General features: G+C 43.0%; 13 protein-coding genes and 1 pseudogene. 12 read left to right on the forward strand and 2 right to left on the reverse strand.

Annotated elements, in window-relative coordinates:
- Positions 1 to 59 precede the first annotated feature (59 nt).
- The 11 genes and pseudogenes from ABIN91_RS01190 to ABIN91_RS01240 form a co-directional block, all read left to right on the forward strand.
- Positions 60 to 281, forward strand: a pseudogene (locus tag ABIN91_RS01190) (cbb3-type cytochrome c oxidase subunit II); the annotation flags it as partial.
- Positions 255 to 851: a c-type cytochrome gene (locus ABIN91_RS01195; protein WP_348047608.1), complete on the forward strand. Its 597-nt coding sequence runs from the start codon at positions 255 to 257 to the stop codon at positions 849 to 851. The pseudogene ABIN91_RS01190 and the gene ABIN91_RS01195, both read left to right, overlap by 27 nt.
- A 1-nt stretch (position 852) precedes the next feature.
- Positions 853 to 1,131, forward strand: a complete 279-nt coding sequence (locus tag ABIN91_RS01200) for a hypothetical protein (RefSeq protein ID WP_348047584.1) — start codon at positions 853 to 855, stop codon at positions 1,129 to 1,131.
- A gap of 3 nt (positions 1,132 to 1,134) precedes the next feature.
- Positions 1,135 to 1,548 (forward strand): cytochrome C, encoded by a 414-nt coding sequence (locus ABIN91_RS01205; RefSeq protein WP_348047586.1) that lies wholly within the window; start codon positions 1,135 to 1,137, stop codon positions 1,546 to 1,548.
- A 115-nt stretch (positions 1,549 to 1,663) separates the two neighbouring features.
- A complete protein-coding gene (locus ABIN91_RS01210; RefSeq protein WP_348047588.1) occupies positions 1,664 to 2,047 on the forward strand; it encodes a group III truncated hemoglobin in 384 nt (127 codons plus the stop codon).
- A gap of 8 nt (positions 2,048 to 2,055) precedes the next feature.
- A complete protein-coding gene (locus tag ABIN91_RS01215) occupies positions 2,056 to 2,364 on the forward strand; it encodes a group III truncated hemoglobin (RefSeq protein WP_348047590.1) in 309 nt (102 codons plus the stop codon).
- 87 nt (positions 2,365 to 2,451) lie between these two features.
- Positions 2,452 to 2,700, forward strand: a complete 249-nt coding sequence (locus tag ABIN91_RS01220) for a hypothetical protein (protein ID WP_348047592.1) — start codon at positions 2,452 to 2,454, stop codon at positions 2,698 to 2,700.
- Between the two features lie 70 nt (positions 2,701 to 2,770).
- Positions 2,771 to 3,067 carry a hypothetical protein gene (locus ABIN91_RS01225; RefSeq protein WP_348047594.1) on the forward strand — a complete coding sequence of 99 codons (297 nt, stop codon included), beginning with the start codon at positions 2,771 to 2,773 and terminating at the stop codon, positions 3,065 to 3,067.
- A 19-nt stretch (positions 3,068 to 3,086) separates the two neighbouring features.
- On the forward strand, positions 3,087 to 4,109 hold the full coding sequence (locus tag ABIN91_RS01230) for an NAD(P)/FAD-dependent oxidoreductase (protein ID WP_348047596.1): 1,023 nt from the start codon (positions 3,087 to 3,089) through the stop codon (positions 4,107 to 4,109).
- 1 nt (position 4,110) lies between these two features.
- Complete coding sequence (locus ABIN91_RS01235) at positions 4,111 to 4,428, forward strand: 2Fe-2S iron-sulfur cluster-binding protein (RefSeq protein WP_348047598.1); 318 nt, start codon at positions 4,111 to 4,113, stop codon at positions 4,426 to 4,428.
- On the forward strand, positions 4,425 to 5,969 hold the full coding sequence (locus ABIN91_RS01240) for an FAD-dependent monooxygenase (RefSeq protein ID WP_348047600.1): 1,545 nt from the start codon (positions 4,425 to 4,427) through the stop codon (positions 5,967 to 5,969). Before ABIN91_RS01235 ends, ABIN91_RS01240 begins: the two co-directional genes overlap by 4 nt.
- Positions 5,970 to 5,983: 14 nt before the next feature.
- Here ABIN91_RS01240 and ABIN91_RS01245 read toward each other — a convergent pair whose 3' ends face one another.
- Positions 5,984 to 6,193: a DUF2945 domain-containing protein gene (locus ABIN91_RS01245; protein ID WP_348047602.1), complete on the reverse strand. Its 210-nt coding sequence runs from the start codon at positions 6,191 to 6,193 to the stop codon at positions 5,984 to 5,986.
- A 165-nt stretch (positions 6,194 to 6,358) separates the two neighbouring features.
- On the opposite strand from ABIN91_RS01245, the gene ABIN91_RS01250 reads away from it, so the two are divergent.
- Positions 6,359 to 8,029 (forward strand): molybdopterin-dependent oxidoreductase, encoded by a 1,671-nt coding sequence (locus ABIN91_RS01250; RefSeq protein WP_348047604.1) that lies wholly within the window; start codon positions 6,359 to 6,361, stop codon positions 8,027 to 8,029.
- 487 nt (positions 8,030 to 8,516) lie between these two features.
- Here the strand turns inward: ABIN91_RS01250 and ABIN91_RS01255 are convergent.
- The coding region (locus tag ABIN91_RS01255; RefSeq protein ID WP_348047606.1) for a HAMP domain-containing sensor histidine kinase at positions 8,517 to 8,737 on the reverse strand (221 nt) is incomplete at its 5' end.

Consider the following 8,737-nt stretch of genomic DNA (forward strand, 5'->3'; position numbering starts at 1 on the left):
TACGGGAGGGCTGTATTGCCTGTCACACCCAACAGGTCAGAAACGTGGATATGGACAAAATGTGGGGTACAAGGCCCAGCATCGCCGCTGATTATGCGCGGAACGTACGTACTGATGTATGGCGTAATACGGCTAACCTGATGGGTTCGGAACGTACCGGTCCTGACCTGATGAATATTGGTAATCGTCAGCCCAGCGCGGACTGGCATTTATTGCACTTATTTAATCCCAGGAGTGTGGTAGCCCAATCCATCATGCCGGCTTATTCCTGGTTGTTCGAAGTAAAGGAATACGCCTATCCGGGGGATGTGATCATCAATGTGCCCGATCAGTACCGCCAGGGAATAACCGGTAAGATAATTGCTTCGAAAGAAGCGCTTGAGTTGGTTGCTTACCTAAAGTCGTTTAAACAGATCAAATTACCGGATGGCAAACCCACACCGATTTTCTTGTATGGTAAGGAGATTAAGACCGAACCGACAGGAACCACCAGCAAACTAAATACCGAACTGGATGGAGCTGCCCTATATGCTGTAAATTGTCAGAGCTGCCACCAGGAAAATGGCGAGGGCTTAAAAGGTGCTTTCCCGCCTTTAAAAGGCAGTCCGGTTGTTTTAGATAAAAACCCGAAAGTGCAGTTGACCATTATTATGAAAGGTTATAATGGCCGCGCAAGTGAAGGTTACGGGATCATGCCGGCGGTCGGCACTAACAACAATCTGAAACCAGAGGAAATTCTGGCCATTATTAATCATGAGCGGAGCAGCTGGGGTAATAATTCCAGGAAGATTACGCTCCTGGAATTAAAAGAATTATACAACCAGGTCAAAACAGGACCCATAGCAAAATAATATGAAAAAGAAAACGCTCTCTTTTGGTGTGCTGCTGATTTTCGGGATATGCTTAGGGGATAATTTTGCAGCCATGGCCTGCGATGCCTGCAAAGCCCAGCAACCAAAATTTTTACAAGGAATTACCCACGGTGCCGGGCCAACCAGTAACTGGGATTATGTGATTGTCAGTATCATGGTCATCATCACGCTTTATTCTTTGTACGCCCTGATCAAGTGCCTGGCAAAACCCACTGAAAAAGCACATGAAGAAATTAAAAACATCATTTTTAATTCTTAAGTCATGGAAGATAAAAGTTTTGTGACCCTGTTTATTGACGATGATCCGCAGCCAATAGGAACCTTCCCAGCCCCGGTATCTTTCGATCTGGATACTAAAAAGCTAACGGACGGCAAGCATATTCTGAAAGTGGTAAGCAGAGACCATAAAGGGAAGGAAGGTATTAAAACAATCCCGTTTATCGTCCGCAACGGCCCTGCAATCGCGGTTGAAGGGATCAGGAAAGATGAGGTGGTGGATGGTATCCTTCCCCTGATGATCAATGCTTATGGGAAGGGTGACCAGAAAACATTTATGCTGCAAGGCAGTGAAACTCCGCAAAGTATCCCTTTCTGGATCGTCATCCTGTTGATAATGTTTGCTGCCTGGGCCGTTTATTATCACATCACATCCGGGCAAATGACTTTATTTAAATAGAACATAGCGAAATCTATTTAGGTATATAATGCCAAAGTAATAAAAGATAAAAAGCTCTTTATATTTTTATTAAAATCCTACTTTTGTTTACTAATGAAATAGGAGATACCTAGTTATGAACGATATTGAAGACATTGCCGCTATAAAACTGTTTGTAAATGAATTTTACGGAAAAGTTCAGCAAGACCTGCTTATCGGACCCATATTCAATCAAACAATTGAAAACTGGGGGCCGCACCTGGATAAAATGTACGCGTTTTGGAATGCCGCACTTTTTGGTGTTCCCGGTTTCAGGGGCAATCCTTTCGCCAAACATGCCCCTTTAAATTTGAAACCCGACCACTTTAAGCGATGGCTTGAACTATTTCATCAAACCATAGACAGGAATTTCAAAGGTTCTGTCGCTGATGACACGAAGAACCGGGCGGAGTTAATGGCCTTCATGTTCCAGAATAAATTGGCACGGGCAGGAGGCAATGTAGATAAAATAATAGTTTAACACACGATATGCGACTGGAATTAAACGATATAAGTACAGAAAATGATATTTCGCTATTGGTGAACACCTTTTACACAAAGGTACGCGAGGATGCTTTGTTATTTGCTGTATTTGATCCCATCGTGAAAGATAACTGGGATCAGCACCTGCAACGCATGGTCGACTTTTGGTCTACCTTGTTACTATACACAAAAAAGTTTACTGACGATCCGCTTAAAAAGCACCTACCGCTTCCAATTGATAAAGTGCATTTTGACAGGTGGCTAATGCTTTTTAATGAAACTATTGATGAATTATTTAAAGGCCAGGTAGCATAAAATGCCAAAAAAAGAGCGAATAGCATTGCAAGGATCATGAGGGCTGTAAAAAATATACCAGAATAACTAAAATCAAAACACACGCTAATGAAAAAGTTATTAATCCTACTATTATTGGCAGGCACATTATGGTCTTGCAATAATCACAAAACTGCTGAAAATAAAAATCTTCCCAATCCTTCAGAAGTAGCTGAACATCAATCTGGAGAGACAAATGAAAAACTCATATTGAATAACGGAGTCAAATGGAAAGTGGATATGAGCACCAGTAACAACGTAAAGAATCTGAAGATTATCATCGAAAATTTTAATAGCGGAAGCGATAAATCCATTTAGCCTGCCAGATCATGGCTGATGAAAATATAAACGGATTGAGAATAAACATTTTACCATAAACGATAAAAAAATGATCATACAAGAAGTTTTAGCCCAGCTTGAAAATGCAGTAAATCCCATAGTCAAAATATTACAACGCGGCGACCAGTTTAAGGTTATCGCTATGGGTTTCAAAAAAGGAATGGTGCTAAAGGAACACCAGACGCCGATCCCGGCCAAATTAGTGGTTATTGATGGAAGTGTTCTGTATAGGCAGGGCGAAGGATCAGTTACCTTGAATAGGTTTGATGAACAGGAAATCCCTGTAGCTGTCATCCATTCCGTTGAGGCATTGGAAAACAGCATTTGTATATTAATTCAGGGATAGATCCCGTTAGCTAAATAAAATGAGCGATCAAGACAATACGATAACTACAGACATTTGCATTGTTGGCACCGGCCCGGTAGGTTTATTTGCCGTATTTGAGGCCGGTTTGTTAAAAATGAGATGTCATTTGATTGACGCCTTAACACAGGTTGGCGGTCAGTTATCCGAAATTTATCCGCACAAACCGATCTATGATATTCCGGGTTATCCTCAAATAATGGGCCAGGAACTGGTGGATAAATTAATGGAACAGATCAGCCCTTTTCATCCCGGTTTTACTTTAGGTGAAAGGGTGGAAACGATAATACAGAATGATGACGGTTCACTATTAATAACAACCAATGAGCTTACTGAAGTTCATTGCCAGGTCTTATTGATCGCCGGTGGCCTGGGATGTTTTGAGCCGCGCAAACCTTCCATTGATCGCCTGGCTGATTTTGAAGGAAAGGGCGTAACTTATATGGTCAGAAATCCGGAGTTATTTCGCGACAGGAATGTTGTTATAGCTGGCGGGGGCGATTCCGCGCTCGACTGGACCCTGTTTTTGTCTGATGTAGCCGCTAAAGTAACCTTGGTTCATCGCGGCGACACCTTTCGGGGAGTGCCCGATTCTGCGGAAAAGGTATTTGAATTGGCTAAAATCGGAAAGATCGATTTAATATTGCAATCCCACGTAACCGCATTAAACGGAGTGGGGCATTTACAGGAAGTGACCATTCTTGCCAATGATCAGAGCATCACTAAGCTATCAGTTGATTATTTTATTCCACTATTTGGTTTGAGCCCTAAACTCGGGCCCATAGCGGATTGGGGGCTGGACGTTATTCAATCGGCCATCACGGTAAACCCGGTGGACTATTCCACCAATATTGAGCGTGTTTATGCCGTTGGCGATATTAATACTTATCCAGGCAAACTTAAATTGATCTTATGCGGTTTCCATGAAGCGGCCTTGATGATGCAAAGCGCGTTTAAATATGTGTATCCCGATCAGAAACTGAGCTTTAAATATACCACCGTTTACGGTGTAACCGCATTTTAACATGATTAAGATTATAGTCGAAGATAACCAAGGCATCCAAAAGCCTGTTGAAATACCGGAAGGGATCAATCTTAATCTAATGGAAGTGCTCAAAGCTTCAGGCTATGATATTTTAGCCACTTGCGGTGGCATGGCGCTTTGTGCAACTTGCCAGGTTGAAGTTATGCATGGGCTGGAGTGTCTCCCGCCTGCTCACGATCAGGAAATGGATATGCTTGATATACTTCCTGATGCGAACGCAAGTAGCCGACTTGCTTGCCAGTTGAGGGTAACTGAAAATATGGACGGTGCGATATTTCGCCTAAAGACTAACCGATGAATACGACTGTGATCATCATTGGTGCCGGGCCTACGGGGCTGATGGCTGCCTGCCAACTGGCCCGCTTCGGTGTAGATATGATCATCATCGATGCTAAAGCCGGGATCAATGTTGAATCCAGGGCTATGCTGGTTACCGCAAGGAGTATGGAGATATACCAGCAAATGGGGTTATCCGACAAGGTTGTGGCCGGGGGCAAATATATTGAGGACTTTACTATTTTTATGGAGGGCAAAGAGAAGCTTCGGTTTTCGATGGGAAGCGCCGGGAATGGCCTGACCGACTTTCCCTATTTGCAGTCTTTTGAACAGTCCAGGAATGAGTTACTGCTATATGAACACTTAAAAAGTTCACAGCACGGTGTGCTATGGAATACGGAATTTTTAAGTCTGGAACAATCTACTGAAGGAGTTACCGTCCGGTTGCGGGATCTGACATCACAGCAACTCCTGCATATTCAGGCTAAATATCTGATCGGCTGTGATGGCGCTTCCAGCAAGGTGCGTCAGCAGCTGAAATGCAGATTTGACGGGGGGACTTATGAGAACAAATTCTTTGTTGCAGATACAAAAATCGAATGGGAGCAACCCGTTCACCAGTTAATTGCGGCACCGTCTAAAGCTAACTTTTGCGCTTTTTTTCCAATGTATGAAGACGGTAATTACCGAATATTAGGCACCTTGCCTAAAAGTTTTAAGGATAAAGAAGTTATCGACTTTAAAGCACTGGAGACTGTTATCAAGGAGACCATAGGCGTGCCCCTGGAGTTCAAAACAGTTAACTGGTTCTCTGTATATAAGTTGCATCACCGTTGTGTGGAAACCTTTTCTGTTAATCGTTGCTTTTTGGCTGGTGATGCCGCTCATGTACACAGCCCGGCAGGTGGCCAGGGAATGAACACCGGGTTACAGGACGCTTATAACCTTTCCTGGAAACTTTGGATGGTGCTGAATGGGCATGGTGGCAAAAAACTTTTAGATACCTACCACGCCGAAAGATACCATTTTGCAAAATGGCTTCTTAAATTCACAGACCGGATCTTTGGCTTTATGACCAGTAATAACACGTTGATTTACCGGTTACGCAGATACCTGATGCCAGCTATTTTTAAAATGGTTTCCTTCAGCCCCAGAATGAAAAAAGGTATTTTTACTACGCTATCTCAAATCTGGTATTCCTATAAGTATAGTCCGTTATCCGTACAGTACACCGCCCGGACACTTAAGTTCAAAGCAGGCGACCGTTTTCCATATATAATAATAGAAAATGAAGGAATAATGCAAAGCTGTCATCATTTACTGACCGGGCCAAAATTGCATTTGCTTTGCATCGGTACCGATGCTGAGTTAAAACAGACATGCACTCCCCATGCCCTGATGCCGCTGATTAAAATAGTGGAGTTGCCGCTAAGCCCTGAATGGTTAAAATTAGGTGTAAGTGAACAAATCTACATCCTTGTCAGACCTGATAATTACATCTGCTTGATTAGTGACGTAATGGATGAGCATTGCTTGTTAACCTATTTCAGGCTTTATCAGTAAAGTCATGAACAAAACTATATCTTTTTCAGTGCGCCGCCTTTATGAGCAGCGATATGGTCGGTTTTGTCGCTTTTAATTTCATACTGGGGCTCGGCTTCTGTGCAGTGATGGATATAGCCTTTATAATTAAAGTTACTTGTATGTATTTTAATGATCTTACCCGTCACATATCCAGCTTCTGAATTCCAGGTCACATGGTCTCCGATCTTAAATTGATGAGTCATAGCGTTATTATTTGCCCAAAAATGATAATTAGATACTCCGGCTTAAATAGGTATCTTTAACTCAACAACGAAATGCGTAATTGGTTCTGCTTAGCGCATTTAAAACGCCGACTGATTCATTTTTGTTTCCGTTGTTAATTCCACTGCTTTTAAATATCATCCCAAATGTTCACCAATTTCGATCCCGCTGAAAAAGCGATCCGCATCCCAGAAGACCGGCGTTTGTTTTTGGGCATCCAGCCGAAAGCACTTGTTATTATAGGCTTATTGCTGCTGGCGACCATAGGTGTTGCCTGGTTACAATTTTGGGTGTTTGGGCTGCCCGCTGATCCTTCTGCTTCATTTCCGGCGGAAAATATCACGTCCCCTGTGGGTTTCCCGTGGTGGTTAAGCCTTAGCCATTGGGTCAACTTCTTTTTTTTAATCATGGTGATCAGGAGCGGTCTTTCCATTCTTGCTGATCATCCGCGCCTTTACTGGAATAACTCCTGTGCACCCGAAACAGAATGGCTGCGCTTTACACCCGTTAAGGTGCCCAACGACCGGGTTTATACAGCTAAAGAAGACGGCCGATATTTGAACCCTGTTGTTGGCTTGCCCGGTTACCGGCATACCGTTGGGATAGCCCGGGCCTGGCATTTCATCACGGTTCCGTTCTTCCTGCTGAACGGGATCATTTTTACGCTCTTATTGGTTTTTACAGATCAGTGGAAAAGGCTCGTCCCTATTTCATGGAAGATAATGCCGGATGCCTGGAATGTATTTGTCCACTATGCTACTTTTCACATGCCCATCGAGCCTAATGGCTTTTATCATTTTAACGCGCTGCAACAGGTATCTTATTTCGCGGTTGTATTCTTATTGGCGCCCATAGCCCTATTAAGCGGAATGGCTATGTCGCCGGCCATTGAAAACCGTTTTCATTGGTTTCCAAAATTATTTGGAAACCGCCAGGGTGCAAGGTCGGTGCATTTTTTAGTGATGCTATCTTATGTCGTTTTTATCATCATCCATGTATCTATGGTGGCAGCCACCGGACTAACCCGTAATATGAACCATATCACGGTAGGTACTGATAATCCAACAAGTCACACTGGTGTTTATGTAGGGATCGGTATTCTCTTGATTACCGTAGCTTTTGGATTTTTAGCTCACTGGGTTTCCTGGCAACGCCCGCGCGCCTTACAGCAAACGGAAGCCGCTGTGAACGGTACGCTTTGGAGTTTGACGATCAATCGGCTAAAACCGAGGATCTATTACCAGAAAAAGGATATTACGCCCTACTTTTGGGTCAATGGGATCATGCCCAAGAGTCCCGAATGGCTCGGTCTGGCGAGAAACGATTTCAAAGACTATAAATTGACAGTGGGCGGTATGGTGGGCAACCCCGTAGAACTTTCGCTGGAAGAATTGAAAAGCATGGCGTTGGAACAAAATATCACCATGCATCATTGTATACAGGGCTGGTCGGGCATTGCCGAATGGGGCGGTTTACCGATTGAGAAATTGGTGGACTTGGTCAAACCTCATGCGAACGTTACAACAGTTGTTTTTTATTCTTTTGGTGAAGGGCTTTTGGGAGGAACCTATTATGATACCCATACCCTTGACAACTGCCTGAAGCCAGGCGCGATACTGGCCTGGGAAATGAATTACGCTCCGCTATCCGAGCCACATGGCGCGCCACTTAGATTAAGAATTGAAAACCAGTTGGGTTATAAAATGGTGAAATGGATTAGTTCCATTGAATTCCTGGATACCCACAAACATATCGGCAAAGGTTATGGTGGTAAAAATGAAGATGATGAATACTTCGATTTGCTGGCTGATTCGTAAATAGTTAAACTTTTTGCCGAAAGCATGTTTATCAATCATTCGGCTATCAGGGAAATGCCGGTAATTCAAATTAATGCTTGTTACAGCTATTTTACGATTACGGATCTCGAAATACACTTACTTTGGAAACTGACGAGTGTCCTCATTAGGGAAAATCGCAAAAATTCTTTCTTTAATTTTATAGGTAATTTCAAAACCTTCTAAAATTAAGTTATCAGAATATTTGTTTCGTCTTGATTTTACTTATCGATAATTAGGTTTATTCAAAATATTGTGAGTTCAATTTAACTTACGCTCTGATTGCCATTTGCGGCGGCGGTAAACTTTCCGTATAACGATGCTGGCCTTTGCTTTTCCAAGGCACGTGGGCATAAGAGTAAAGGGCAAATACGGTCTGGCGATAACACCCTCGACTATGAGTTCTGATTAAAACATTTGATAATCAATGATTTAGAGCGTGGATGTTTCATCCTACCATGATTAACCATTATTCTGTCGGAAAAGTCATTGTGAAAGTTGTTCCTTTATTTACTTTGCTTTCAAATCTTATCTTGCCGCTCATTAGGTTCGTATACCTGGTAACGATATTTAGCCCTAGACCGGTACCCGGGATCGTCCCGGTATTGTGAGCCCTGAAAAAAGCCTCAAACAAATGTTTCTGATCATCGTCCGGAATGCCTATCCCATTATCCTTAACAACCAGCGTTA

This window comes from Mucilaginibacter sp., from assembly GCF_039921305.1.
Lineage (GTDB): Bacteria > Bacteroidota > Bacteroidia > Sphingobacteriales > Sphingobacteriaceae > Mucilaginibacter.